Genomic DNA, 23,068 nt, shown 5'->3' with positions numbered 1-23,068 from the left:
CACCCTCCCCCGGACCCGGAGTCCTGGCCCCCGGAGTCCTGGCCTCAGGTCCGGCCCCGGAACACCGGCAGCGCCCACCGGGGCGGCGGAGGCGGGGGCGGCGGTCCCGCGGCCTGCGCGAGGGCCCCGGCGTCCGCGGCGGCTCCGGCGACGGCACCGGCGACCGGTGGGGCGGCCGGTGCCGAACCCGCCCGGCGCAGCGCCCCGGTGAACTCCAGACAGCTCTCCCAGCGGTCCTCCGGCGCCTTGGCCAGGGCCTTGGCCAGCACCTGGTCCACCGCCGCCGTGAGCTGCGGCCGCCGCGAGGACGGCGCGGGCGGCGGGTCGAACTGGTGGGCCCACAGCAGGGCCATGTCGTCGTCCCGCTGGAACGGCGGCCCGCCGGTGAGCATCTCGTGGACCACGCACCCCAGGCTGTACACGTCGCAGCGCCCGTCGACGGGCTTGCCGGCGATCTGCTCGGGCGCCACGTAGTCCAGGGTCCCGACGAACTGCCCGACGCTGGTGAACCCGGTGAGCGACAGGGACTTCTTGGTCAGGCCGAAGTCCGTGAGGTAGACGTGCTCGGGATGCTCGCTGTCCGTGCCGTCCGCGACGAGGATGTTGCCGGGCTTGACGTCCCGGTGGACGAGGTCGTGGTCGTGGGCGGCGTCGAGCGCGGAGGCGACCTGCCCCGCGATCCGGGCGGCCGTCTCCACCGGCAGCGGGCCCGTCCGGTCGAGCAGCGCCCTCAGGTCCTGCCCGGCGACGAACCGCATGGCGATGTAGAGCAGCCCGTCCGTCTCCCCCGCCTCGAAGACGGGCACGATGTGCGGGTGGTCGATGGCCGCGGCCACCTTCGACTCGTGGGCGAAGCGCTTGCGGAAGGTGTCGTTGCGGGCGAGTTCGGGGGCCAGCAGCTTCAGCGCCACCGTCCGGTCCAGCCGCAGGTCGCGGGCCCGGTAGACGACCGCCATCCCGCCGCGCCCGATCTCGCTCTCCACCAGGTACCCGGCGATCTTCTTGCCCAGCAGCCCGGAGGGCCGGCCGCCCAGCGAGTCGGCGGCGCCCATCAGCGTCCTCCGGCCTCGGGCAGGTCCACGATGCGCGTCGGCTCGTGGCCCGGCTCGGCCGGTACGGGGGCGCCCGCCGCGGTCTCGGCCTCGGCCGGGGCCGGCGGCCGGGCAGCGGGCTCCGCAGCCGGCTCGGGCTCCGGCTCGGGGGCCCGGGCGCCCGGCCCCGAGACGACCGCGTAGGTCGACATGCGGCTGCCGTCGGCGTACATCCACCGCCGCGAGGTCTCGTCGTAGAGCCAGGCGGACTCACCGTCGATCACGATGCCGAGCCGCAGCCCCCGTACGGCCCGGCCGAAGTCCTCGCCGCCCGCCGCGCCCTCGGAGTGGTCGCGTACGGCCCGGCGGTAGCGTTCCAGGGCCTCGGCGGCCCGGCCCAGCAGCGGTCCGGGGTCCTCGGTCCGGGCGAGGGGCCGGCCGGCGGTGGGGGGCGGCTGCGGCACCGCCACGAGCAGCCGTCCGTCGACCCAGGCGGACCAGCCGTTGGCGCACAGGATCTCCGTCCACTCCCCGCGGCGGGAGAGCAGCTGCACGGGCAGGAACGGGTCCAGCGGCGCGGTCGGCCGGCCCACGTCGGGGGCCTCCCAGGCGGGCAGCCCCTCCTGCGGCACGACATGGGTGGGGTGGAACTCCGGGATGGGGTCGGGGAAGGTCATCGCCGGGGCTGCTTCCGCATGACGGCCGGCTCCTGCCGGCGCAGCAGCCGGGCCACCGCCAGGCCGAAGAGCACCGACAGCACGAGCAGCGCGGCGATGCACACCAGCCAGCCGCTCGACTCGTGGTGGTAGATCGGGTCCTGGGTGAGCTTCCCGGGGACGATCTTGGCCAGCTCGATGGTGGCGCCCATCGCACCCATCGCCCACCGGGAGGGCGCCAGCCACGCCACCTGTTCGAGGACGGGGACGTCGTAGAGCTTCAGCAGGGTGCCGCAGAAGACGACCTGGACGATGGCGAGGAGGACCAGCAGCGGCATGGTGACCTCCTCCTTCTTGACCAGGGCGGAGATCATCAGGCCGAGCATCATCGCGGTGAAGGACAGCAGGGCCACGGCGAGGGTGATCTCGATCAGAGGCGGCATGAGCACGCCCTTGCCGCCCGGGGCGTTCAGGTCGACTCCCGCGAGGGCGATGAGGGTCAGGACCACGGCCTGGGCGACGGTGATCGCGCCCAGCACCACCACCTTCGACATCAGGTAGGCGGAGCGCGACAGCCCGACGGCGCGTTCGCGCTGGTAGATCACGCGCTCCTTGACCAGTTCGCGGACCGCGTTGGCGGCTCCGGTGAGCACTCCGCCGATGGTGAGGATGAGCAGGGCGTTGAGCGCCGTCTCGACGTCGAGTTCGTTCCCGGCGAGCGCGCGGGCCATGGCTCCCATCATGAACGGCAGCGCGACCATGATGACGAGGAAGGTGCGGTCGGCGCTGAGCACGGCGGCGTACCGGCGGACCAGGGTGGACAGCTGGGAGCCCCAGCTCTGCGCCTTGGGCGGTGGCGCGGGCGGGGCCGCCGCCGCGGCCGCCTGGGCGGCGAGCGGTACGGGCGCCAACCCGCGGCCGGTCAGCTCGACGTAGCGCCGGTGGAGCGGCGAGCCCCGGAAAGCGCCCGCCCAGTCCCGCTCCCTGTCGTTCTCGAAGGCCTCGAAGGCCTCCGGCCACTCCGCGAAACCGAAGAAGCCGAGGGCCTCGTCGGGCGGGCCGAAGTAGGCGACGCGCCCGCCGGGGGCGAGGAACAGCAGCCGGTCGCAGACGTCGAGGCTGAGCACGCTGTGGGTGACGACGATGACGGTCCGGCCGTCGTCGGCGAGGCCGCGCAGCATGTGCATCACCGAGCGGTCCATGCCGGGGTCGAGGCCGGAGGTGGGCTCGTCGAGGAAGAGGAGCGAGGGCTTGGTGAGGAGTTCGAGGGCGACCGAGACCCGTTTGCGCTGGCCGCCGGAGAGGCTGTGGATGGGCTGGTCGGCCCGCTGGACGAGGCCGAGCTCGCGGATCACCTCGTCGACCCGGGCCTCGCGTTCGGCCCGGCTGGTGTCCTGGGGGAAGCGCAGTTCGGCCGCGTACACGAGGGCCCGGCGGACGGTGAGCTGGGCGTGCAGGATGTCGTCCTGGGGGACGAGGCCGATGCGGCTGCGCAGTTCGGCGTAGTCGTGGTAGAGGTCGCGGCCGTCGTAGAGGACGGTCCCGGTGTCGGCGGGGCGCAGGCCCGTGAGCGCGCCGAGCAGGGTGGACTTTCCGGCGCCGCTGGGGCCGACGACGGCGAGGAGGCATTTGGCGCCGACGGGGAAGGTGACCCCGTCCATCAGGGTCTTGCGGCCGTGGTCGACGGTCACGGACAGGTCCTGGACGTCGAGGGAGACCTCGCCGGTGTCGGTGTACTCCAGGAGCCGGTCGCCGACGAGGCAGAACGCCGAGTGGCCGATGCCGACGATGTCGCCCTCGGCGATCCCGGCCCGGGTGACGGGGGCGCCGTTGAGGTAGGTGCCGTTGTGGCTGCCGAGGTCGACGATCTCGAAGGTGCCGTCGGCGAGGGCGCGCAGTTCGGCGTGCCGGCGGGAGACGACGAGGTTGTCGATCACGAGGTCGTTGCCGGGGTCCCGGCCGATCCGCAGGGCGGTCCGCGCGGGCAGCGCCCGGACGCTGGTGGGCTGGCGGAAGGTGCTGGTCATGGCCGGGTTGGTGACCGACGAGGGGCGCGCCGCGGCGGGCGGGGCCGGGGTGCGGCCGACGAGCACGGCGCGGGGGCCGTCGACGGCGTTGCCGAAGCGCAGCTCGCTGCCGGGGCCGACGCTCTCCACCCTGACGCGGTGGCCGTCGGCGCCCCAGGTTCCGTTGGTGCTGTTCTCGTCCTCGACGGTCCAGTGGTCTCCGTCGGGACGCAGGACGGCGTGGTGCCACGAGACGCGGGCGTCTTCGAAGCAGATCTCGCAGAGGGGGTCGCGTCCGACGTGATAGGTCCTGCCGGGGCTCATCTCCGTGGAGCCTCGGGCGGTTTCCAGGACGAGTTCGGGCGCGGTCGGCACACCGTGGCGCTGGACCATGACCAGATTTTCGCACGATCCGTCCGTCCCGGCATAAGCGCAGGTCAAGCGGGTCTTATGGGTAATGACAACGGTCCCCGTTGCAGCCTTTGCCCTATTCGCCGGGGTGCGCTTCACTTCACGCGTCGGAACCGAACACACGGACAGACGGGGGACGCGATGACCGGGCACGACGGCCACGATCACGGTCACGAGCACGACGACGGGCCCGCGCCGGCCTCCGCACAGGGGCACGCGCACGGACACGCTCACGGTCACGGCCACGCGGGGCACAGCCACGGTGTGGACCCCGACGCCGACCGCCGCTGGCTGGCGATCGCGCTCGCCCTGATCGGCGGATTCATGGCCGTCGAGGTGGTCATCGGCGTGCTGGCGCATTCGCTGGCCCTGATCTCCGACGCGGCGCACATGCTGACCGACGCCGTCTCGATCGTCCTCGCGCTGGTCGCGATGCGGCTGGCGGCGCGTCCGGCGCGCGGCGGGTTCACGTTCGGGCTCAAGCGCGCGGAGATACTCTCCGCCCAGGCCAACGGTCTGACCCTGCTGCTGCTGGCGGTGTGGCTGGCGTACGAGGCGGTGCGGCGGCTGATCGATCCGCCGCCGGTGGAGGGCGGGCTGGTGCTGGTGACGGCGCTGGCCGGGATCGTGGTGAACGTGGCCGCGGCCTGGTGCATCTCGCGGGCGAACCGCACCTCGCTGGCGGTGGAGGGCGCCTACCAGCACATCCTGAACGACCTGTTCGCCTTCATCGGGACGGCCGTGGCAGGTCTGATCGTGCTCACCACCGGTTTCGTGCAGGCCGACGCGATCGCCTCGCTCGTGGTGGTGGTGCTGATGGTCAAGGCGGGCTACGGGCTGGTGCGGGAGTCGGGGCGGATCTTCCTGGAGGCCGCTCCGGCGCACCTGGACCCGGACGCGGTGGGCGACCGGCTGGTCGGGCACCCGCCGGTGACGGAGGTGCACGACCTGCACATCTGGACGATCACCTCGGGTCAGGCGGCGCTGTCGGCGCACGTGCTGGTGGAGGAGGAGGGCGACTGCCACGCCGTGCGGCGCGACCTGGAGGCGCTGCTGTCGAAGGAGTACGGGATCACCCACACCACGCTCCAGGTGGACCACGCGCAGGACGAGCTGCTGTCGGTCGGCCGGACGGGCGAGGGCGCCGACGCCCCGGACCCGCACTGCGCGGACGCGCACGGCCCGGTCCACCGCTCGGGCCCGCACGCGCACTGATCCCCGTCGCGGAAGCCCCCGCCCCGGTTCCGGTCACTGACCGGGGCCGGTGCGGGGCATGTATGGGACCGTGACACAGCCGAAGAGGTACAAACAGAGCGCGGGCCTGCTGGTGTTCCGCCGCGGCGCGGCCGGTGGTGGCGGAGCCGGGGGCGACGGTGGCGGCGGTGGGGTCGAGGTGCTGCTCGGCCATATGGGCGGCCCCCTGTGGGCGGGCCGAGACGCCGGGGGCTGGGCGATCCCCAAGGGGGAGTACGGGCCGGACGAGACCCCGCGCGACGCGGCCCGCCGGGAGTTCACCGAGGAGCTGGGGGTGCCCCCGCCGGACGGCGAGTACCTGCCGCTGGGCGAGGTGCGGCTGTCCAGCGGGAAGCTGGTGACCATCTGGGCGGTGGAGGGAGACCTCGACCCGGCGCTGACGGTGCCGGGGACCTTCACGATGGAGTGGCCGCCGCATTCGGGGACCGAGTGCGAGTTCCCCGAGCTGGACCGGGTGGCCTGGTTCGCTCCCCCGCTGGCCCGGAACAAGCTGATCGCCTCTCAAATCCCCTTCCTGGAGCGATTGTTGACCCTCCTGGCAGATTGACCTGACCTTTACTTGCCAACAAACCTCACCTGCATGGACATTGCACATATGACGAGCGTCGTGCTGGTGGGAACCCTGGACACCAAGGGTGTCGAGTACGGCTGGCTGCGCGAGAGGCTGCTGCGCGCCGGCGTCGAGGTGGTCCTGGTCGACACGGGGATCACGGGAGAACCGCGGGTGCCCGCGGACGTGCCCCGCGAGGAGGTGGCACGGGCCGCGGGCACCGAACTCTCCCGCCTGCGCACGGCCGCCGACCGGGGCGCGGCCGTGACCACGATGGCCGAGGGGGCGGAGGCCACCCTCTTGCGCCTGCACGCCGAGGGCCGGCTGCACGGGGTGCTCGCGGTCGGCGGCAGCGGGGGCACCTCCATCGCCACCCGGGCGATGCGGGCCCTGCCGCTGGGCGTGCCGAAGGTGATGGTCTCGTCGATGGCCTCGGGGGACGTCGCCCCGTACGTGGGCTCCTCGGACCTCACCATGATGTACAGCGTGGTGGACATCGCCGGGATCAACAGCGTCTCGGCTCCGGTGCTGGCCAACGCGGCGGAGGCGGTCGCCGGGATGGCCAAGGCCTTCGCCCGCGCGGCCCTGGACCGCAGCCGCCCGGTCCGGCTCGGCTCGGGAGCAAGGCCGCTGGTGGCGGCGAGCATGGCGGGGGTGACCACGACCGGGGTGGACGCCGCCCGGGAGCGGCTGACCGAACTCGGCTACGAGGTGCTGGTCTTCCACGCCAGCGGGTCGGGCGGGCGCACCCTGGAGCAGCTGGCCGGGCAGGGGATCTTCGCGGGCGTGCTGGACCTGACCCTCGGAGAGCTCGCCGACGACCTGTGCGGGGGCATCCTCACCGCCGGCCCCGACCGCCTCAGCGCGGCCGGGCGGGCGGGGATACCGCAGGTGGTGAGCCCGGGGGCGCTGGACATGGTGAAGTTCGGGCCGCTGGAGACCCTGCCCGAGCGGGCCCGCTACCGGCGGGTGCGGATCCACAACCCCTCGATCACGGTGATCCGCACGACGGAGGCCGAGTGCGCGGAGCTGGGCCGCCGGGTGGCCGCGAAGCTGCGCGCGGCGACGGGGCCGACGGCGGTCTGCCTGCCGTTGCGCGGGCTGTCCACGCTGGGGGCGCCGGGGGGCCCGTACCAGGATCCGGAGGCGGACGCCGCCCTGTTCGCGGAGCTCCGCGAGGGCCTGCGGGGCAGTGCGGCCCGGCTGTACGACTACGACACCCACGTCAACGACCCGGCCTTCGGGCGGGCGGCGGCGGACCGGCTGCACACGATGATCGGCGCGGTGTCGGCCGCGGCCTGACGCCCCTGTCCCCCTGTTCCCCTGTCCGTCCGGTCCTTGGACGGGCCGAACGGTGGGGAACCGGCCGTGGCTCAATGGTGTCCATGGATGTGGCCGGTCGGAACCGACCGGTCCGGCTCTGGGAGGAGCCGGTGACGCCACGGAGGGGGGCGGGAATGGGCAACGGCTGGACGGTACCCGGCTACAGCGAGGTCCGGGAGCTGGGTTCGGGCGGCAGCGGCCGGGTCGTGCTCGCGGTCCACGACGCCACCGGCACGGCGGTCGCCGTGAAGTACCTCAGCGACCGGATGCGCGAGGACCCGGCCTTCGTACGGGAGTTCCGGGCCGAGGCCCGGCTGCTGGGCGGCCTGGTCTCCCCGTACGTGACGGGCTTCTACGAGTACGTGGAGGCCCCGGGCGGGGCCGCGATCGTCATGGAGCTCATCGACGGGGTCTCCCTGCGCTCCGTGCTGCGCGAGTCCGGACGGACGGAACCCGAGGCCGCGCTGGTGGTCCTCAAGGGCTCCCTGCTCGGGCTGGCCGCCGCCCACCGGGCGGGGGTCGTCCACCGCGACTACAAGCCGGAGAACGTGCTGGTCGCGGCCGACGGCTCCTCCAAGCTGGTGGACTTCGGGATCGCGGCGGGCCGCGGCAGCACCCCGGGGGTCGCGGGGACCCCGGCCTACATGGCGCCCGAGCAGTGGCAGGGGCAGCCGGCCTCGCCTACGGCCGACGTCTACGCGGCCACCGCGACCTTCTTCGAGTGCCTCACCGGCCGCAAGCCCTACGACGGCGGGAACTTCGCCGAGCTCGCCGTCCAGCACATCGAGGCCCCGGTACCGGAGACCGAGGCACCCGAGGCCGTACGGCCGCTGATCCGCCGGGGTCTGGCCAAGCGGCCCGAGCAGCGGCCCGAGAACGCCGAGGCCTTCGTCGCGGAGCTGGAAGCCCTGGCGGTGGCCGCTTACGGGCCGCAGTGGGAGGAGCGCGGACAGCGCAAGCTGGCCGCGCTGGCCGCCCTGCTGCCGCTGCTGTTCCCCTCGGCGGGCGGCGCGGCCGCGGGCACCACGGCCGTGGCCACCACCTCGATCGGCTCCGGCTGGGCGCCGGGGCGCGGCGGCTGGCTCGCCACGGGTCTGGCGCTGGTGCTGGGCGCGGTCCTGGTGTTCACGACGGACGCGGCCGGCACACCGCCGCCGCCCTCGGCCCTGAGCGACTTCGCCACCACCAGCCCCTCCGCGCCCGGGTCCACCCCGGCGTCCTCCCCCTCGGCACCGGGCCCGTCCGCCTCGCCCTCACCCTCGCCGTCGGCCTCGGGCAGCCCGACGCCCACGCCCTCGGCGTCGCCCCCGTCCGCGACGCCCACCCCGACGACCTGGCCCTCCACCGGCACCTCCCCGTCCTGGAGCCCGACGCCGACGGTCAGCTGGTCGCCCACGCCGACGCCCTCGCCCACGCCGCGGGTGACCAAGCTCGGCGTCACCCTGACCCCGGGGGCGTACCGGGGCAACGCCTCCATCTCCCTGACGACCCAGGGCAGCGGGCCCGTGACCGTCCTCGTCCAGTGGTACCTGGGGGACGCGCAGGGCGCCTACTCCGTGGCCGACGGCACCGACACGCTCCAGGTCCAGGCAGGTGCACCGGTCACGGTCGCGCAGTCCCACACCTTCACGCGCGGCCGCGGCTGCTACGGCGGCGTCCGGGTCACCACGAAGCCGGCCGCGGCCAACGCCTCGGCCTCCGACTCCCAGCGACTGCTGCGCTGCACCGACGTGGAGCCCCCGCGATGAGCGATCCGCGCGCCCCGCAGGGCGACGACTACAGCGCCACCGTCCTCGGCAGCCACTGGTTCAGCGGCCCGCCGCCCCCGGCCGACGCGGCCCCCGACCGGGTCGAGGGCGCCGTGCTGCGCTTCGGCCCGGGTGTGACGGCGGCCCTGCCCGCGCCCTTCCCCCTCACGCCCGGTCCCGCGCCCGTGCCGCCCCGGCGGCGGGGCGGCTGGCGCCGGTACACCCTGGCCGCGGCGGTCCTGGCGGGGGTGCTCGCGTACCTGGGCTGGCAGCGGTTCGGCCCGGCCGTCCAGGTCCGCGAGGTGGCGGTGAGCACCGACCCGCGCGGCCCGGCCTGCGACACGGCGGCCGACGTGGTGGCCACCGTACGCACCGACGGCCGCCCCGGAACCCTGACGTACCGCTGGGTCCGCAGCGACGGCACCCGCTCGGAGGAACTCACGGAACACGTCCCCGACGGCCGCACCGAGGCGACCCTCCACCTCATGTGGACCTTCAGGGGCACGGGCACCTACCCGGCCCGCGCGGAACTCCAGCTCCTGACCCCCACCCGCCGCACCGCGGCGACCGAGTTCACCTACACCTGCCCGCGCTAGGCCGTCTCTTCGGAAGCTGGCCCGGCCGCGGCCCGGGGGCGGCGGGGCCGTCGTTCTTGTGGCCGGGGCCGGTATGGCCGTCCGGCCGAGGTGTGGGGGGTGGGGGTGGTGGTTGACTGGAAGGGCCGACCGGGGCGTGCAGGACGCCCCAGGCACCCTGGCGTGCCGTGTTCCCTCCGGCGACACCCCCTGGGAGCACGGCCGTTTCCGCTCGGATGCCGGGTCCGCGCGGAAGGCCCGCGGCCGCTTTGGGGAGCAGCCGCGGGCCGTTTCGTGTTCCCGTCCCCCGCCGCAACCGGGGGACGGAGTCTCAGAACCGCGCGTGGGCGGTGATGTCGGCCTGGAACTCCCCGGTCATCGCGGGGGTCACCGTGGGCCGGCACTGGGCGACGGCGGCCAGGTAGTCGGCCGTGGTCGCTCCGGGCTGGGCCGCCGCGCCGCGGGCGCCGACCGCCTCCAGGTCCCGTTCGAAGGACACCTGCGCCGCGGTCCGTGCCGCGTGCTCGATGTCGGCCGGGGTGAACAGCTCCGTCGCCGCCACCAGCGCGGCCACGTCCACGCCGGCGCGCCCGGCGGTGTAGCGGGACCAGATCGCGGCGCGGGCCCCGGCGTCGGGGGTGCCGATCGGGATCAGGTAGTCGAAGCGGCCGGGGCGCAGGAAGGCCGGGTCGAGGGAGCGGATGGAGTTGGTGGCGCAGACCAGCAGCCGCTCGTCGCCCTCCCGGAAGCCGGGTATCAGCTTGAGCAGCTCGTTGGTGACGCCGTGGGCGCCGCCGGGCTGCGCGGGCTCGCTGCGCACGGGGGCGATCTCCTCGACTTCGTCGATGAAGACCAGCACCCGCTCCAGCTCGGCGATCCGGGCGAAGGCCTCGCGCAGGGCGGCCGCCAGGTTGCCTCCGTCGGCGAGGCGGGAGGGCAGCAGTTCCACGAAGGGCCAGCCCAGCCGGGAGGCGATGGCCCGGGCGAAGGTGGTCTTGCCGGTGCCGGGCGGGCCGAAGAGGGTGATGGCGCGCGGGGGGCGCACCCCGTGCGCGGCGGCCCGCTCGGGTTCGGCGAGGGGGAGCACGACCCGGCGTTCGATGAGTTCCTTCTCCTTCTCCATGCCGGCGACCTTGGCCCACAGGTCGCTGGGCAGGAACCGGCCGCCGAGGTCGTCGAGGAGGCCCGCGGCCGGTCCGTGCAGCGGCTCGGTCTTCTCGAAGTAGGCGACGGCGGGCTGGCGGGTGTACCCGGCGTTCAGGAGGCCCTCGCCGAGCAGGTCCTCCTCGGGCAGGACGTACGCGATGCGCCCCACGCGGGCGGCGATCAGGCGGCGCTCCAGCTCGACGAGCAGGGCGCTGGCGAGGCCGCGGCCGCGCCATCCGGCGGCGATGGCGATGCGCATCACCCAGGCCCGTTCGCCGGTCACGCAGGCGAGGGCCGCGCCGATGGGGACGCCCTGGTGGACGGCGACCACGCAGGGCTGCCGGTCGGTCAGCGCACTGATGCACTCGGCGAGCGAGAAGACCGACTCCTGGCCGAGTTCGGCCGTCGTGTCGATCAGATGGACCACCGCCGCGAGATCGCCCTCGCGGTAGTCGTGGATGAGCCAGTTCACCGGGTACCGCCCCTCGTTCGTGCTCTTGCGGCGAGGCTAGGGGCGGGCGGGCCCGTCGATCACGCACCGCCGTGCACAACAGCGGGCCGGGAAACCGTCCGCCGCGTCCATAGACCGGTGGGTTCCGCCGAAGCCGCGGCCCCGGGGGCGGAGTCCGTTCATGCCTTCCGACAGGGACCGGCCGGTTCTGCGGCGTCCCCCGCATTCACAGCTGATTCATACGTGAATCCGTGCCGCGGCCACAGTTTTCCCGGGAAGGCTCTGACGCATGATCCAACGCATCCTCCCCCGCAAGGCGGCCGGCCGTCCCAGCCCCCGTGCCCGGCGGGCGTCACGGATCCTGCTCGCGGTGACCGCCATGGGCGCCCTGCTCAGCCTGGACCTGCCCGAGGCCGGGGCCGCCACCCCGCTCGGGGTGACCGAGGAGGCCCCCGCCGACGCTGTGGCCGGGCGGGTCGGCGCGCTGTTCGCCGACGGGGTCGACGGGGGGCACTTCTGCACCGCGTCCGTGGTGCGCAGCCTGGGCCACGACGTGATCGCCACCGCCGCGCACTGCCTGGACCACCCCGACACCACCGTGTTCGCCCCCGGCTACCGGGACGGCGGGACCCCGTACGGGCTGTGGCGGGTGACCCGGGTGTGGATGGCGCCGGGCTGGACGGACGGCCGGGATCCGGACGCGGACGTCGCCTTCGCGACGGTCGCGCCGGCCGGTGCCGGGGAGAGCCGGGCGGTGGAGGACGTGGTGGGGGGCTTCCCGGTGGCCGCCGCGCAGCCCGGTGACGTGACGGTGACCGTGCTCGGCTACCCGAGCGTGCAGGAGACCCCGCTGCGCTGCTCCAACGCGACGAGCCTGTTCTCGCCGACCCAGCGCCGGATCGACTGCCCGGACCTCAGCGGCGGCACCAGCGGCAGCCCCTGGCTCGCGGGCGGCGCGCTGGCCGGGGTCCTCGGCGGGTACCAGGGGGGCGGGGACGTGCCCGAGGTGTCGTACAGCGCGGTGATGGGCGACGCGGCGATGGCCCTGTACTGCGAGGCGGCGGGGGTCGCGCGCACCCCTTAGGGAGTGGCCGGGGCCCAGGGAGTAGGCGGGGCCTCGAACCAGGTCGGCTCCTCCACGAGGGACCGGCGGATCCGGTGCCGGGCGAAGGGCTCCAGCGGCGGCAGGTCGTCCGGGTGGAACCAGGCCGCCTCCAGCAGTTCGCCGTCCGCGGGGCGGGCCTCGCCGCCGGTGGCCCGGCAGCGGAAGGTGATGTCCTGGTACTGGCAGACGTCGCCGTTGGCGTAGGTGACGGGTTCGAGCATCTGGACGAGGACGACCCGCTCGGGGACGCACCGGACGGCCGTCTCCTCGTACACCTCGCGCACGGCCGTCTCCGCGGGCTGCTCGCCGGGCTCGGCGATCCCGCCGACGACCGACCAGCGGCCGGTGTCGGCCCGGCGCCCGAGCAGCACCCGGCCGTCGTCGTCGAAGACGACCGCGGTGACCCCGGGCAGCAGGAGCAGCAGGTGGCCGGCGCCGGCGGCCCGGATCTCGCGGATGAACTCGGGGGTGCTCATGCGCCGACCCTACGGGGTGGCCCGGCGGGCGCGGATCCGGCGGACCAGGACGGTGGCGAGGCCGCCGGCGGCGAGCAGGACCAGCGCGTACTCGGGCAGCGGGCCCAGGCGGGTGGCCGGGGTCTGGGTGGAGCGCAGCGGGATCTCGTCGACGAGGGCGTCGGCGGTGAACATCTCCGTCTGCTTGACCACGGTGCCGTCGGGGCGGATGACCGCGCTGACGCCGCTGGTGACGGGGACGAGGACGCTGCGGCTGTGCTCGACGGCGCGGATGCGGTCCATGGCCAGCTGCTGGTAGGTCATCTCGGTCCGGCCGAAGGTGGCGTTGTTGCTGGGGACGGCGATGACCTGGGCGCCGGCCTGGACGGTGGAGCGGACGGCGTCGTCGAAGGCGGCCTCGTAGCAGGTGACCATGCCGACGCCGGTGCCGGCCATGTCGAAGACGCCGGGCTCCTTGCCGGGGCCGAAGTCGCGGCGGACCCGGTCCACGTCGGAGCTGAACAGCCGGACGAAGGAGCGCATCGGGATGCGTTCGCCGAAGGGCTGGATCTTGCGCTTGTCGTAGGTGTCCACGGGGCCCTTGACCGGGTCCCACAGGATCATCGTGTTGCGCAGCGGGCCGGTCTCGGGGGCGAGGACCGAACCGATGGCGGTGGGTACGCCGACGGTCTTGACGGCGTTGTCGATGACGGCGTGGGCGTCGGGCTGCGTGAAGGGGTCGATGTCGGAGGAGTTCTCCGGCCACACGACGAAGTCGGGCTTGGGGGCCCGGCCGGCCCTGACGTCCTCGGCGAGCTGGATGGTGCGGTTCGCGTGGTTGTCGAGGACCTGGCGGCGCTGGGCGTTGAAGTCGAAGCCGGCGCGGGGCACGTTGCCCTGGATGACGGCGGCGACGGCGGTGCCGTCCTCGGCGGCGTCGGAGACCAGCGGGCGGGCGGCGAGGCCCGCGGCGACCGGTGCGGCGACGGTGAGGGCGGCGAGGGCCGCGGCGGTGCGGGTGGGGCGGCGGCGGGCGATGCGGGCGGCCCCGTAGAGGCCGAAGCCGCAGAGGGCGACGGCGAAGGAGAGCAGCGGGGTCCCGCCGACGGCGGCGAGCGGTACGAAGACACCGTCGGCCTGCCCGTAGGCCAGCCGGCCCCAGGAGAAGCCGCCGAAGGGGGCGCGGGCGCGCAGGGCCTCGACGGCGACCCAGACGGCGGCCGACCACACCGGTGCGGCGGGCAGCCGGCTGACCAGGGCGATGCCGAGGCCGGCCAGGCCGATGAGGAGGGATTCCAGGGTGACCAGGGCCAGCCACGGCACGGGGCCGACGCCCTCGCTGGTCCAGACGAGCAGCGGCAGCAGGTACCCGAGCCCGAAGAGGAAGCCGAGCCCGAAGCCGGCCCGGGCGCGGCGGCCGCGCAGGCACCCGGCCAGCAGGGCCAGGGCGAAGGGGGCCAGCCACCATAGGGGGCGGGGCGGGAAGCTGAGGTAGAGCAGCACGCCGGCGAGCGCGGCCAGGCCGGGCCGCGCCAGCCGCCCGGCCCAGCGCCTCCCCGGGCCGGAGGAGGCCGCGGCGGCGTCCGCGCCCGGGGTGTCCGCTACGGCTGGTCCGGCGGGCGGGGAGGGCTCGCTCTCGGCGGCCCGGGTGACACTGCTGCTCATCTGGCGGAGTGTACGTGCCCCCACCCCAAGGACTGGTAAGGCCGCGGGCCCCCGGCCCACGCCGGTTCGGCGCCGATGCCGGTGGGCGGGGCGGGCGCTGGTGCGCGGCGCAGACGCTGGTGCCGGTAGGGCGCCGCTGTCGGTGCGGTGCGGGTGCCGGCGCCGTGCGGGTGCCGGCGCCGTGCGGGTGCCGGCGCCGAGCGGGCGCGGGTGCCGGCGCCGTGCGGGTGCCGGCGCCGAGCGGGCGCGGGTGCCGGCGCCGTGCGGGCGGCGGGCGCTGCTGCGGTGCGGGCGCTGCTGCGGGCGGGGGTGCGGCGCGGTGCGGGTTCAGGCCCCGTTCTGGGGCCGGGGTGAGCGGGCGAGGGCGCGTAGGTGGGTGCGGATGACGCGGACGGCGTTCTCGGCGTCGTCGACCGTGACGGTGAACAGCCTGCCGTCGCCGAGCCGCAGTTCCACGCCCTCCCCGCGCCGGACGATCACCGCGGTGCCCTTCTCCGGCCGCCAGCGGTACCCCCAGCCGCCCCACTGCCGCGGGGTGACCCGGGGCAGGAACTCGGCGGCGGTGACCTCCGCGAGGCGGATCTTGCGGCGCGGCAGCCCGATGTGGCCGCAGCGCACCTCCAGGGCCTCGGCGTCGACGGTGACGGCCACGTACACGAAGGCGAGGGTGCCGTAGAGGATCAGCAGCCCGGCGGCCAGGCAGCCGATCACGGACATCAGCAGCGGAACGTATCCGGAGGCCCAGGAGTTGTCGACGGCCAGCTCGACGCCGAGCGCGAGGCAGGCCGCCCCGGCCGCGGCGAGCAACCACTGCGCCCGGTTGGAGGCCCGGCCCGTCCAGAGGGGGCCTGGGGGGTGACCCGTCATGAGCAGCAGCGTACCCACGTTCCGCATGTCCGCCACCGCCTCTGCGCCACTCGGCGCATCCCGTTCCCGGGGCCGCGCCTGCCCGCCCTCCCCCTCGACCAAACCCGCTCAGCCCGGCAGGAGCCCGGTCAGGGCGTCGCGCAGGGCGGGGCGGCGGCCCGTCACGAAGCGGTGCAGGGTGCGGGAGGCGAGGGCCACCCGCTGCGCACTGCGGCGCCGCTCGGCGTCGTACGCGCGCAGCGCTGCGGGCAGCCCGCCCGGCCCGCCGCGGGCGGCGACGGCGCGGGTGAGGGCCTCGGCGTCGAGGAGGGCGGTGCAGGCGCCCTGCCCGAGGTTGGGGGTCATGGCGTGCGCGGCGTCCCCCACGAGCGCGATCCGGCCGCCCGCGACGAAGGCCGGGAGCGCGGGGTGGAGGTGGCGCATCTCGTAGCGGATCCAGCCGGCCGGGTCGGTGTCGGCGAGGACGCGTGGAACGGGGTCGTGCCAGTCGGCGAACGCGGCGCGGACCTCCTCGGCGGTGGTGGCCTCCGGGACGGCGGCGTACCAGTTGCTGCGGCCCGGCTCGACGGGGGTCAGGCCGAAGAACCGGCCGTCGCCCCAGGTCTCCCCGTACACCCCGGTCTCGAAGTCGGCGATGCCGATCCAGGCGACGGTGCCGAGGGCGCGCACACCGCTGCGGGAGCCGAAATGGGTGGTGCGGACGGTGCTGTTGATGCCGTCGGCCCCGACGAGCAGATCGGCGTCGGCCCCGCCGCCCGGGCCGCCGCGCGGGGACCCGTACTCGATGTCCACGCCGCCCAGCGCTTCGAGCTCCGCGAGGAGCGCGTCGAGCAGGTAGGGGCGGGATATGAGCAGTTCGGGGCGGCCCGCCCGGCGCTCGACGCGTTCGAGCGGGAGGGCGGCCAGCACCGTGCCGTCGGGGCGGCGGATGCGGGCGCCCCGGTACGGCACCGCGCGCGCCCGGAGGGCCTCGCCGAGGCCGAGCCGGTCGAGGGCGGCCTGGGCGGTGGGGTGGATCGCGAAGGCGGTGCCGTAGCGCTCCGGGGCGGTGCGGCGTTCCAGGACCCGCACGGTCCAGCCCGCGCGGCGCAGGCCGATGGCGGTGGCGAGCCCTCCGACGCCCGCGCCCACCACCACGGCGGTACCGCGTCCTCCACCGCTCATGGCATTCCTCCGGTCGTCGGACGAACGGGCGCACGCGCTGAACCACTCCTGGGACCACCACAACCGTGGTACCCCATCCGTGGTACCACGGCCGTGGTTATCCTGGCAAGGTGAACCAGGACCGCAGGGACCGGCTGGGCGACGCCGCCGTGTCCGTACTCGCCGAAGCGGGCGGACGGGGGCTGACGCACCGGGCCGTCGACGCCGCGGCCGGTGTGCCGCCGGGCACCGCCAAGAACTACTTCCCGAGCCGCGACGCCCTCCTGCGGGCCGTGGCCGAACGCTGCCTGGAGCAGTACCGGGAACTGGCCGGGGCCCTGGCCTCGGCCGGGCCGCCCCCCTCGGACCGGGCGGGACTGGCGGCCCTGCTGGCCGGGCTGCTGCGGAACGTGGCCGGGCCGGGGCGGCCGCGCATGGCGGCCTACCTGGAACTCCAGGCCGAGGCGGGCCGGCGGCCCTGGCTGGCCGGACTGCTGGACCCGTTCGGCGCCGCCGACTTCGCGCTGTACGGGCGGCTGCTGGCCGACGCCGGCCTCCCGTCCGGGCCGGGGCGGGCGCGCACGCTGACCCTCGCCCTGCACGGGGCCATCCCCCATCTGCTGGCCGGCTCCCCCGCCACCCTGGCGGCGGCCGGACTGGACGACCTCGACGGTTTCGCGCGGGACCTGCTGGACCACGTCTGCGGGGAGGGGGCGTCGTGACGGCGCGGGTCGAACGGGCCGTGGGGGCGGTGCTCGGCTCGGCGGCCGGTGACGCGCTGGGCGCGCCGTACGAGTTCGGGCCGGCCGGGCAGCTGAGCGCGCGCGGGCAGGAGATGCGCGGGGGCGGCGGCTGGGATCCGGGCGAGGCGACGGACGACACGCAGATGGCGGTGCTGGTCGGGGAGTCCCTGCTGGAGCGCGGCGGCCTCGACCTCCCGGACCTCTTCGCCCGCTTCCGGCGCTGGGCGGCCGGGGAGCCCAAGGACATCGGCCTCCAGACCGAGGACGTCCTCACCAGCGGCCTCCCCTGGGACCAGGCGGCCGCCCTGCACTTCCAGGTCAACGTGCGGGCGGCGGGCAACGGTTCCCTGATGCGGGCCGCCACCTCGGCCGTCTGGTTCGCGCCGGCCGGGCGGGAGGCCACCATGGACGCCGCCCGGCGGATCGCGGCCCTCACCCACGGGGACCGGGCCGCCTGGGAGGGCACCGCCGTGCTGCACGAGCTCGTACGGGTGGCCCTGGACGGCGCCGACCCGCTGGCCGCGCTGCCGTCGGCACTGGAGGCGGTGCACCCGGACCACCGGGAGCGCTACGCGCGGGTGCTCGCCGCCGACTGGCACCCGGACCGGGCCACCGAGTTCAACGGCGCGGTGTGGCCCTGCCTGGGCTCGGCGGTGTGGGCCCTGCGCTCCACGGCCGGGTTCGCACAGGCCGTACGGGCCGCCGTGGACCTGGGCGGGGACACCGACACGGTGGCCGCCGTGACCGGCACCCTGGCCGGCGCGGTGTACGGCGAGGCGGCGGTCCCGCGGGAGTGGACGGCCCCGCTGCACGTGCCGCTGCCCGGCTTCGGCGCGCGGGTACTGGACGCGGAGGCGCTGCGCACCCTGGCCCGCCGCCTGGCGGGAGCCGCCTGACGACGGGCCCGGCTGAGGAGCGGGGGCAGGTCCGGCGCGGGGAGCGTTACCGGGCTACGGCGGCGCCGTGGGCGTGGCCGGTCAGGAGGCGGCCTTCGGCGTAGCCGAGGGCCGCTTCGGACAGGGTGGAGGGGCGGCCGCTGTGCAGGACGGTCAGCCCGCCGGTCCGCGGCAGCCGCGGTGCGGGTTCGGCGCCGATCCGGCGCAGGGCCTGGACCGCGACTGCCTCGGCGGAGCCGTGGTACCGCAGCTCGGCGCCGCCGGTGCGTGCGGCGAGGGCGGCGCGGATCGATTCCTCGACGAGCTCGTAGTGCGTGCAGCCGAGGACCACGTCCGTCACGTCGGCCGGGGTCAGCTCGGCCGCGGCCGCGACCGTGCGGGCGATGGCCTCCTCGTCGCCGTGCTCGACGGCGTCGGCCAGACCCGGGCAGGGCACCTCCGTGACCGGGACCCCGGCGGCGAAGTCGCGGATCAGCCCGCGCTGGTAGGGGCTGCCGGTGGTGGCGGGGGTGGCCCAGATCGCCACCCGCCCGCCGGCCGTGGCGGCGGGCTTGATGGCGGGGACGGTTCCGATGACGGGGATGCCGGGCTCCAGCTCGGCCCGCAGGGTGGCCAGCGAGTGCACGGAGGCGGTGTTGCAGGCCACGATCAGCGCGTCGGGCCGCAGCGCGGCGGCGGCCCGGGCCACGGCGCGGGCGCGCTCGGTGAGGTCGGCGGGGGTACGCGGGCCCCAGGGCATCCCGTCGGGGTCGGAGGACAGCAGCAGGTCGGCGTCGGGCCGCAGCCGACGCGTCGCGGCGGCCGCAGCGAGGAGGCCGATTCCCGAGTCCATGAGCGCGATCTTCACCGGGTCACCTTAGTCGACGCCCCCGCCGACCGCCCGAATCCGAGTCCGTCAAACCGGGTCAAAGCGCGTCATTGACCGCGTCTCTCTTCTCTTCGAGGCGCGCCGCCGGTCCCGCCCTTCCGGGAGCGCGGGCCGCCCTCGACGGACCACCGACCGGACCGGCGGCGCCGGAGGTGATCGGCCCGGACGCGGGACACGCCCCGGCCGGTTCGGCGACACTGCCGCCATGGGCCTCCTCATCGCCGCCTACGCCTCCCTCGCCGCCTGGCTCTGGCTGACCCTCGCCCAGGGCATGTTCTGGCGCACCGACACCCGCCTGCCCCCGCGCACCGCCCCCGCCCGCTGGCCCTCCGTCGCCATCGTGGTCCCGGCCCGGGACGAGGCCGGGGTGCTGCCGCTGAGCCTGCCGTCGCTCCTCGCCCAGGACTACCCCGGCGAGGCCGGCATCGTCCTGGTCGACGACGGCAGCACCGACGGCACCGCGGGCCTGGCCCGCCGCCTGGCCGCCGAGCAGCCCGGCCTCCCCCTCACGGTGCTCAGCCCCTCCGATCCCCCGCCCGGCTGGACCGGCAAGCTGTGGGCGCTGCGCCACGGCATCACCCACGCGACCGCGAGCGCGGCCGGGGCCCCCGAGTACCTGCTGCTCACCGACGCCGACATCGCGCACGAGCCGGACAGCCTCCGGGAACTGGTCGCGGCCGCGACCTCCTCCGGCCTCGACCTGGTGTCCCAGATGGCCCGGCTGCGCGTGGTCAGCGTCTGGGAGCGGCTCGTCGTGCCCGCCTTCGTGTACTTCTTCGCCCAGCTGTACCCCTTCCGGTGGATCAACCGGCCCAGTGCGCGGACCGCCGCGGCCGCCGGGGGATGCGTCCTGCTGCGCACGGAGGCGGCGGTCCGCGCCGGGATCCCGGACTCCATCCGCCAGGCCGTCATCGACGACGTGGCGCTCGCGCGGGCGGTCCAGCGCTCCGGCGGGCGGATCTGGCTGGGACTGGCGGAGCGGGTGGACAGCGTCCGCCCCTACCCGGCCCTGGGCGACCTGTGGCGGATGGTCTCGCGCAGCGCGTACGCCCAACTCCGCCACCAGCCGCTGCTGCTGGCCGGGACCGTGGCCGGGCTCGCGCTGGTCTACCTGGCCCCCCCGGCGGCGCTGTTCGCGGGGCTCGCGGCCGGCCGGTCCGGCGTCGCCGCCGCCGGCGGGCTGGCCTGGCTGCTGATGGCCGGCACCTATCTGCCGATGCTGCGCTACTACCGCCAGCCGGCCGTGCTCGCGCCGCTGCTGCCGTTCACCGCGCTGCTGTACCTGCTCATGACCGTCGACTCGGCCGTGCAGCACTACCGGGGGCGCGGGGCCGCGTGGAAGGGCCGTACCTATGCCCGCCCGAGCGATGCCTGAAACCACCCGGGTGGCGCGGACCGGGCCTGACGGGGCGTCACCCCGGGGCGGCACCGGCGCCGTCCGCCGTCATCCGAGGTCACCGCGTTGTGACCGTGCGTCAGTTCCGGATAGGTGCACGGGCCAACCGGCGAGTACGACTAGGAGCAAGGCGGGGTGCATGGGGCGAATCGTGCACGTGAACGTCAAGTGAAAGCTGTGGCTCTGACCTGGGAATATGCAGGTCAGAGCGGTGTTGGCGGCACCTGGCTATGGACCCGGTGAAGTCGTGGGCTTAACTTGTCTCCCATGACCTCCCCCCGCTCCACTTATGGCGGCGGTTACTACTCCGCGCCCTCTTTCCCGGACACCCCCATCTACGACTCCCTCGTCGCAGAACGCGGGACTCCGCAGATCGCCCCGATCCGCGTTCCGGCCGCCTACGACACCCCCGGTGCCGGTTACTCGAGCGGTGGATACCTGCCGGCCCTCGCCTCCTCCATGCCCGCGCTCCCGCCCGCCTCGCCGCAGCCGACGCCGGCCCCGGCGTACGGGTACGGGTACCAGCAGCAGCCGGCCGCGCCGGCCCCGATGCCGGTTCCGCTTCAGCACGCGCCGGCCCCGTACGTCCCGCAGCAGCAGCTCCCGCCCCGCGGCGGGTTCGTGCCGCAGCAGCAGCCGCAGCAGCAGCCCCGGCCGCTCGCGGCGGGCACCGGCTACGAGGCCATGCGCCCGGCGGCCCCGCGCCCGATGGCGGCCCCCATGCAGATGGCCGCCCCCATGCAGATGGCTGCCCCCATGCAGATGGCCGCCCCGATGCAGATGGCCGCGCCCGTGCCCACGGCCGTGCCGACCGCCGCGGCGGTCCCCTCGTACCAGGACCCCTACGGAGGCCAGTACCAGAGCCGCGGCTACTGACCGGCCGCGCCCCGGGCCCCCGCACCCCGGCCGGCAGCGCGCCGGGGTCCGCGGCCGCGGGCATGCGCCCGGCGCGAAACGCGCTGGGGCGGCGGCACCGGGGGCTGTCACAATGCCCCCATGTCGAACTTGTACGTCCAGTCCCTCCACGTCCATCCCGTCAAGTCGGTGGCGGGGACCTCTCCCGACGAGATGGCCGTGGAGCCCTGGGGTCCGGTCGGCGACCGCCGGTGGGCCGTGGTCGACGAGACCGGCGCGGTCATCACCCAACGCCAGCAGGCGCGGCTGGCGTTGGCCTCGTCCCGTCCGCTGCCCGGCGGGCGGGTCGCCCTGTCGGCGCCCGGCATGCCGGACCTGACCGTGGACGTGCCGGATCCCGGCCCGCTGGAGCCGGTGGTCCTGTTCGGCAAGAAGGTCGACACGGTGGTCGCCTCGGCGGCCGCCGCCGCATGGTTCAGCACCTACCTCGGGCTGCCCGCGCGGCTGGTCCACCTCGACGACCCGGCCGTCCGCCGGCCCGTCGACCCCGACTACGCCCTGCCCGGGGAAACGGTGAGCCTCGCCGACGCCTACCCGGTGCTGCTGGCGACCTCCGCCTCGCTGGAGGCCCTGAACGGCCTGATCGCCGCGGGGGACCACCCCGAGGAGGGCCCCCTGCCGATGAACCGGTTCCGCCCGAACGTGGTGGTCGGCGGCCCCCTCGACCCCTGGGCCGAGGACGGGTGGCGGCGCGTCGCGATCGGCGGGGCCGTCTTCCGCGGGGTGCGCGAGTGCGGGCGGTGCATCGTCACCACCACCGACCAGGCCACGGCCGAACGCGGCCGGGAGCCCCTGAAGACCCTGGCTCGCCACCGACGCATCGGCAAGTCGCTCGCCTTCGGGCGCCAGCTGGTGCCGGTCGTCCCGGGCACGGTGCGCGTCGGTGACGAGGTACGCGTCCTGGACTGACCCTCCCCCCTTCGCTGCCCCCGCACCCCGCGCCCGGCCCGCCCCTGACCCCGGCGGCCGGGCGCACACGCGGGGCGTCCGGGCGGAAGGCCCAGGGGGAATGACACCTTCGAGGGGCTCCTGGGGCCTGCCGGAACCAACCGGCGGCGCGGGGCCGTTGGAGCATGCGGGACGGTCGGAACCGGGGCCGGGGCAGGAGCACCGGATCGGGTGAAGGACGTCCCGCGCGTCCCGGGATGCGCGTCCTGCGGGGATGCGGAAGGCTGGGACGCGCGGACAGACGCGGACTCGCGGACAGACGCAGACTGGCATGGGCAGGGGGAGCCGGACCGTGCGGACAGCAATGGGTGTGTGGCGCTGGCGGCGCAATCCGCTGCGCAGGCCGACCGACCTCGTCGAGGCGTGGGTGGCCTGTGTCGCGCTGGTGTGCGTGCTGCTGGTGGCTCCGGCCGTCGGGTGGGCCTCCGGCCTCCGGGTGGACGGGATCCTGCAGCGCGCCGCGCGTGAGCAGCGGCAGGAGCGGTACCTCGTGCCGGCGGTGGTGGTGCGGCCCGCGGCCGCGGCCGCCGCCGCGGCCGGCGGGCGCGCCGAGCCCTCGGCGCAGCGCACGGCGCCCGCGCGGACCACGATCGTGGCCTCGTGGACCGCGCCCGACGGGAGCAGTCACCAGGGTGCGGTCCCGGCGGCGGAGGAACCGCCGCGTGCGGGCGACCGGTTCCGGATATGGACCGACCTCCGGGGCCGGCTCGTGGGGCAGCCGCTCGACCCCGGTGCCGCGTCCTTCCACGCCGCCATGGCCGGGCTGGCGGCCGCGCTCACCTCGGCCGCGCTCGCGGAGACGCTCCGCCGCCTCGTCGTACGAAGGCTCATGCATCGGCGGTACATGCGTCTGGACCGGGCGTGGGCGGCGGCCGGGCCCGACTGGGGCCGGGCGGGTGCGGGCAGCTGACCTGGC

The 23,068-nt window shown here is 75.5% G+C and carries 21 protein-coding genes; 12 read left to right on the top strand and 9 right to left on the bottom strand.

All coding sequences use genetic code 11. The features are described 5' to 3' along the window. Positions 1 to 44: 44 nt before the first annotated feature. The 3 genes from ACFY0O_RS27185 to ACFY0O_RS27175 are packed head-to-tail and all read right to left on the bottom strand — an operon-like array spanning position 45 to position 4,086. On the bottom strand, positions 45 to 1,052 hold the full coding sequence (locus tag ACFY0O_RS27185) for a serine/threonine-protein kinase (protein ID WP_388951212.1): 1,008 nt from the start codon (positions 1,050 to 1,052) through the stop codon (positions 45 to 47). Continuing rightward, a complete protein-coding gene (locus tag ACFY0O_RS27180) occupies positions 1,052 to 1,708 on the bottom strand; it encodes a hypothetical protein (protein ID WP_388951210.1) in 657 nt (218 codons plus the stop codon). Before ACFY0O_RS27180 ends, ACFY0O_RS27185 begins: the two co-directional genes overlap by 1 nt. Then, the gene (locus tag ACFY0O_RS27175) at positions 1,705 to 4,086 is read right to left on the bottom strand and encodes an FHA domain-containing protein (RefSeq protein WP_388951208.1); all 2,382 of its coding nucleotides are present in this window, start codon (positions 4,084 to 4,086) and stop codon (positions 1,705 to 1,707) included. The genes ACFY0O_RS27180 and ACFY0O_RS27175 overlap by 4 nt, the downstream gene beginning before the upstream one ends. Before the next feature lie 159 nt (positions 4,087 to 4,245). On the opposite strand from ACFY0O_RS27175, the gene ACFY0O_RS27170 reads away from it, so the two are divergent. The 5 genes from ACFY0O_RS27170 to ACFY0O_RS27150 all read left to right on the top strand — a co-directional run bounded on the left by ACFY0O_RS27170 (position 4,246) and on the right by ACFY0O_RS27150 (position 9,575). Then, complete coding sequence (locus tag ACFY0O_RS27170) at positions 4,246 to 5,319, top strand: cation diffusion facilitator family transporter (RefSeq protein ID WP_388951206.1); 1,074 nt, start codon at positions 4,246 to 4,248, stop codon at positions 5,317 to 5,319. A 70-nt stretch (positions 5,320 to 5,389) separates the two neighbouring features. After that, on the top strand, positions 5,390 to 5,905 hold the full coding sequence (locus tag ACFY0O_RS27165) for an NUDIX domain-containing protein (protein ID WP_388951203.1): 516 nt from the start codon (positions 5,390 to 5,392) through the stop codon (positions 5,903 to 5,905). Between the two features lie 48 nt (positions 5,906 to 5,953). After that, positions 5,954 to 7,210 carry a Tm-1-like ATP-binding domain-containing protein gene (locus ACFY0O_RS27160; protein ID WP_388951272.1) on the top strand — a complete coding sequence of 419 codons (1,257 nt, stop codon included), beginning with the start codon at positions 5,954 to 5,956 and terminating at the stop codon, positions 7,208 to 7,210. 131 nt (positions 7,211 to 7,341) lie between these two features. Beyond that, complete coding sequence (locus tag ACFY0O_RS27155; RefSeq protein WP_388951200.1) at positions 7,342 to 8,979, top strand: serine/threonine-protein kinase; 1,638 nt, start codon at positions 7,342 to 7,344, stop codon at positions 8,977 to 8,979. Next, the gene (locus tag ACFY0O_RS27150; RefSeq protein WP_388951197.1) at positions 8,976 to 9,575 is read left to right on the top strand and encodes a hypothetical protein; all 600 of its coding nucleotides are present in this window, start codon (positions 8,976 to 8,978) and stop codon (positions 9,573 to 9,575) included. The genes ACFY0O_RS27155 and ACFY0O_RS27150 overlap by 4 nt, the downstream gene beginning before the upstream one ends. Positions 9,576 to 9,885: 310 nt before the next feature. On the opposite strand, the gene ACFY0O_RS27145 is transcribed toward ACFY0O_RS27150, so the two are convergent. Then, positions 9,886 to 11,172: an ATP-binding protein gene (locus tag ACFY0O_RS27145; protein ID WP_388951194.1), complete on the bottom strand. Its 1,287-nt coding sequence runs from the start codon at positions 11,170 to 11,172 to the stop codon at positions 9,886 to 9,888. 268 nt (positions 11,173 to 11,440) lie between these two features. Between ACFY0O_RS27145 and ACFY0O_RS27140 the strand changes: the two genes are divergently transcribed. Then, positions 11,441 to 12,235 (top strand): trypsin-like serine peptidase, encoded by a 795-nt coding sequence (locus ACFY0O_RS27140; protein WP_388951191.1) that lies wholly within the window; start codon positions 11,441 to 11,443, stop codon positions 12,233 to 12,235. Here ACFY0O_RS27140 and ACFY0O_RS27135 read toward each other — a convergent pair. The 4 genes from ACFY0O_RS27135 to ACFY0O_RS27120 form a co-directional block, all read right to left on the bottom strand. Then, on the bottom strand, positions 12,232 to 12,732 hold the full coding sequence (locus tag ACFY0O_RS27135) for an NUDIX domain-containing protein (RefSeq protein WP_388951189.1): 501 nt from the start codon (positions 12,730 to 12,732) through the stop codon (positions 12,232 to 12,234). The two genes, ACFY0O_RS27140 and ACFY0O_RS27135, sit on opposite strands and share 4 nt — an antisense overlap. Before the next feature lie 9 nt (positions 12,733 to 12,741). Continuing rightward, positions 12,742 to 14,376, bottom strand: a complete 1,635-nt coding sequence (lnt, locus tag ACFY0O_RS27130) for an apolipoprotein N-acyltransferase (RefSeq protein ID WP_388951187.1) — start codon at positions 14,374 to 14,376, stop codon at positions 12,742 to 12,744. A 327-nt stretch (positions 14,377 to 14,703) separates the two neighbouring features. Further along, positions 14,704 to 15,243 (bottom strand): hypothetical protein, encoded by a 540-nt coding sequence (locus ACFY0O_RS27125; protein WP_388951185.1) that lies wholly within the window; start codon positions 15,241 to 15,243, stop codon positions 14,704 to 14,706. A gap of 108 nt (positions 15,244 to 15,351) precedes the next feature. Then, positions 15,352 to 16,407, bottom strand: coding sequence for an FAD-dependent oxidoreductase (locus ACFY0O_RS27120; protein ID WP_388951182.1), 1,056 nt, complete (start codon positions 16,405 to 16,407; stop codon positions 15,352 to 15,354). Between the two features lie 110 nt (positions 16,408 to 16,517). Here ACFY0O_RS27120 and ACFY0O_RS27115 point away from each other — a divergent pair, with 110 nt between their 5' ends. After that, positions 16,518 to 17,108 carry a TetR/AcrR family transcriptional regulator gene (locus ACFY0O_RS27115; RefSeq protein WP_388951180.1) on the top strand — a complete coding sequence of 197 codons (591 nt, stop codon included), beginning with the start codon at positions 16,518 to 16,520 and terminating at the stop codon, positions 17,106 to 17,108. After that, positions 17,105 to 18,025 (top strand): ADP-ribosylglycohydrolase family protein, encoded by a 921-nt coding sequence (locus ACFY0O_RS27110; RefSeq protein ID WP_388951178.1) that lies wholly within the window; start codon positions 17,105 to 17,107, stop codon positions 18,023 to 18,025. Before ACFY0O_RS27115 ends, ACFY0O_RS27110 begins: the two co-directional genes overlap by 4 nt. 46 nt (positions 18,026 to 18,071) lie before the next feature. Here ACFY0O_RS27110 and ACFY0O_RS27105 read toward each other — a convergent pair whose 3' ends face one another. Continuing rightward, positions 18,072 to 18,872: a glutamate racemase gene (locus tag ACFY0O_RS27105; RefSeq protein ID WP_388951175.1), complete on the bottom strand. Its 801-nt coding sequence runs from the start codon at positions 18,870 to 18,872 to the stop codon at positions 18,072 to 18,074. A gap of 226 nt (positions 18,873 to 19,098) precedes the next feature. Here ACFY0O_RS27105 and ACFY0O_RS27100 point away from each other — a divergent pair, with 226 nt between their 5' ends. The 4 genes from ACFY0O_RS27100 (at position 19,099) to ACFY0O_RS27085 (ending at position 23,062) form a co-directional block, all read left to right on the top strand. Continuing rightward, positions 19,099 to 20,268, top strand: a complete 1,170-nt coding sequence (locus ACFY0O_RS27100; protein WP_388951172.1) for a glycosyltransferase — start codon at positions 19,099 to 19,101, stop codon at positions 20,266 to 20,268. Positions 20,269 to 20,556: 288 nt separating this feature from the next. Next, positions 20,557 to 21,165, top strand: a complete 609-nt coding sequence (locus ACFY0O_RS27095; RefSeq protein WP_388951170.1) for a DUF6643 family protein — start codon at positions 20,557 to 20,559, stop codon at positions 21,163 to 21,165. Positions 21,166 to 21,285: 120 nt separating this feature from the next. Beyond that, positions 21,286 to 22,113, top strand: coding sequence for an MOSC domain-containing protein (locus tag ACFY0O_RS27090; protein WP_388951168.1), 828 nt, complete (start codon positions 21,286 to 21,288; stop codon positions 22,111 to 22,113). Positions 22,114 to 22,444: 331 nt separating this feature from the next. Further along, entirely contained in the window at positions 22,445 to 23,062 is a 618-nt protein-coding gene (locus tag ACFY0O_RS27085; RefSeq protein WP_388951165.1) for a hypothetical protein, read from the top strand. The last annotated feature ends 6 nt before the right edge of the window (positions 23,063 to 23,068 follow it).

This window comes from Streptomyces sp. NPDC001594 (assembly GCF_042893675.1).
In the GTDB taxonomy this organism is placed as follows: domain Bacteria; phylum Actinomycetota; class Actinomycetes; order Streptomycetales; family Streptomycetaceae; genus Streptomyces.
The sequence above is the reverse complement of the archived record's forward strand: the minus strand, read 5'-3'. Positions and strand labels throughout refer to the sequence as shown.

Coding starts and splice junctions, on each gene's coding strand:
- ACFY0O_RS27185 (WP_388951212.1), bottom strand. CDS start 1,052: ATGGGCGCCGCCGACTCGCTGGGCGGCCGGCCCTCCGGGCTGCTGGGC.
- ACFY0O_RS27180 (WP_388951210.1), bottom strand. CDS start 1,708: ATGACCTTCCCCGACCCCATCCCGGAGTTCCACCCCACCCATGTCGTG.
- ACFY0O_RS27175 (WP_388951208.1), bottom strand. CDS start 4,086: ATGGTCCAGCGCCACGGTGTGCCGACCGCGCCCGAACTCGTCCTGGAA.
- ACFY0O_RS27170 (WP_388951206.1), top strand. CDS start 4,246: ATGACCGGGCACGACGGCCACGATCACGGTCACGAGCACGACGACGGG.
- ACFY0O_RS27160 (WP_388951272.1), top strand. CDS start 5,954: ATGACGAGCGTCGTGCTGGTGGGAACCCTGGACACCAAGGGTGTCGAG.
- ACFY0O_RS27150 (WP_388951197.1), top strand. CDS start 8,976: ATGAGCGATCCGCGCGCCCCGCAGGGCGACGACTACAGCGCCACCGTC.
- ACFY0O_RS27140 (WP_388951191.1), top strand. CDS start 11,441: ATGATCCAACGCATCCTCCCCCGCAAGGCGGCCGGCCGTCCCAGCCCC.
- ACFY0O_RS27135 (WP_388951189.1), bottom strand. CDS start 12,732: ATGAGCACCCCCGAGTTCATCCGCGAGATCCGGGCCGCCGGCGCCGGC.
- lnt (WP_388951187.1), bottom strand. CDS start 14,376: ATGAGCAGCAGTGTCACCCGGGCCGCCGAGAGCGAGCCCTCCCCGCCC.
- ACFY0O_RS27125 (WP_388951185.1), bottom strand. CDS start 15,243: ATGACGGGTCACCCCCCAGGCCCCCTCTGGACGGGCCGGGCCTCCAAC.
- ACFY0O_RS27120 (WP_388951182.1), bottom strand. CDS start 16,407: ATGAGCGGTGGAGGACGCGGTACCGCCGTGGTGGTGGGCGCGGGCGTC.
- ACFY0O_RS27100 (WP_388951172.1), top strand. CDS start 19,099: ATGGGCCTCCTCATCGCCGCCTACGCCTCCCTCGCCGCCTGGCTCTGG.
- ACFY0O_RS27095 (WP_388951170.1), top strand. CDS start 20,557: ATGACCTCCCCCCGCTCCACTTATGGCGGCGGTTACTACTCCGCGCCC.
- ACFY0O_RS27090 (WP_388951168.1), top strand. CDS start 21,286: ATGTCGAACTTGTACGTCCAGTCCCTCCACGTCCATCCCGTCAAGTCG.